We start from the raw sequence: 1,101 nt of genomic DNA on the forward strand, positions 1-1,101 counted from the left end.
TATGTTGGGGTGTGGGAGCAGCCGGGAGGCCGCCATGCACCCCATTTGCCTGGATGCGCTTAGCCCAGAGCAGCTGAGCGAACTTGACCAGCTTTATCACACCAGTCCAGACCCGCGGGTGCGTATTCGCGCCCTGATGATCCTGCTCTCGGCCGAGCGTCGTCTGGTGGCGGCCGAGATTGCTGCCATCGTGCGCCAGCACGGGGAGACAGTCAGGCGCTGGTTGGTCCGCTATGCGGCGGAAGGCACGGCCGGTCTGGCCGATGCCTCACGCTCGGGCACACCCCCGAAGGCCTCGCCCGCTTACCGAGCCCGTCTGCTGGAGCTCGTGCGCCGACGCCCACGTGCCTTGGGCCTGCCGTTCTCCCTCTGGACGGCCGCCCGGCTGGCCGATCATCTGGCCGGGGAGACGGGCTTGAGAATGAGTGTGCCCAGTGTGCAGCGGCTCCTGCGAGCCGGTGGCATGGCGCTGAGCCGGCCGCAGCACACGATCACCAGCCCCGATCCTGATTATGCGCTCAAAAAAGACGGTTGAGGACGCCCGCGATGGGCTAAAGCCCGATGCGGTGTTCTACTACGCCGACGAATTCAACATCAGCTGGCATCCGACCCTACGCGCGATGTGGAGTCCGAAAGGCCAGCAGGTGATGATCCCTACGCCGATGCAGCCCTCCCGCCGCTATGGCCTTGGGGCAGTGAACTGGCACACCGGCGAGAGCCTGGTCATCACGCGCCATCACAAGCGTCGGCGGGAGGTGGCGGAACTGCTCCAGGCGCTGCTTGATCACCATCCCGACAAGACGGTGTATGTGGCCTGGGACAATGCCAGCACGCATGAGGACGAGGAGGTGGAAGCGGTGCTACGAGGGGCCGCAGGTCGTCTCGTGCTGCTGTATCTGCCCACCTACAGTCCGTGGCTCAACCCGATCGAGATGCTCTGGCGGCAGTTCCGGCGCGAGGTCACGCACTGTGAGCTGTTCGACACCCTGCAGGACCTGCTCGCCGCCACCAGAGCCTTCTTCGACCGCTGCAACAACACGCCGGACAAGGTGCGCACCATCATCGGTGCACATCCCACATGAGTTCCGACGCTGTACTTAG

The 1,101-nt window shown here is 64.9% G+C and carries 2 protein-coding genes; both read left to right on the forward strand.

Annotated features, from left to right (window positions below):
• Positions 1 to 34: 34 nt before the first annotated feature.
• Positions 35 to 535 (forward strand): helix-turn-helix domain-containing protein, encoded by a 501-nt coding sequence (locus tag JQC81_RS32455; RefSeq protein WP_203275865.1) that lies wholly within the window; start codon positions 35 to 37, stop codon positions 533 to 535.
• Positions 513 to 1,082, forward strand: a complete 570-nt coding sequence (locus tag JQC81_RS32460; RefSeq protein ID WP_203275866.1) for an IS630 family transposase — start codon at positions 513 to 515, stop codon at positions 1,080 to 1,082. The genes JQC81_RS32455 and JQC81_RS32460 overlap by 23 nt, the downstream gene beginning before the upstream one ends.
• Positions 1,083 to 1,101 lie beyond the last annotated feature (19 nt).

It is taken from the genome of Microvirga arabica, assembly GCF_016811235.1.
GTDB classification, from domain to species: domain Bacteria; phylum Pseudomonadota; class Alphaproteobacteria; order Rhizobiales; family Beijerinckiaceae; genus Microvirga; species Microvirga arabica.

Excerpts from the sequence above, each read along its gene's own strand:
- JQC81_RS32455 (WP_203275865.1), top strand. The coding sequence starts at position 35 with ATGCACCCCATTTGCCTGGATGCGCTTAGCCCAGAGCAGCTGAGCGAA.
- JQC81_RS32460 (WP_203275866.1), top strand. The coding sequence starts at position 513 with ATGCGCTCAAAAAAGACGGTTGAGGACGCCCGCGATGGGCTAAAGCCC.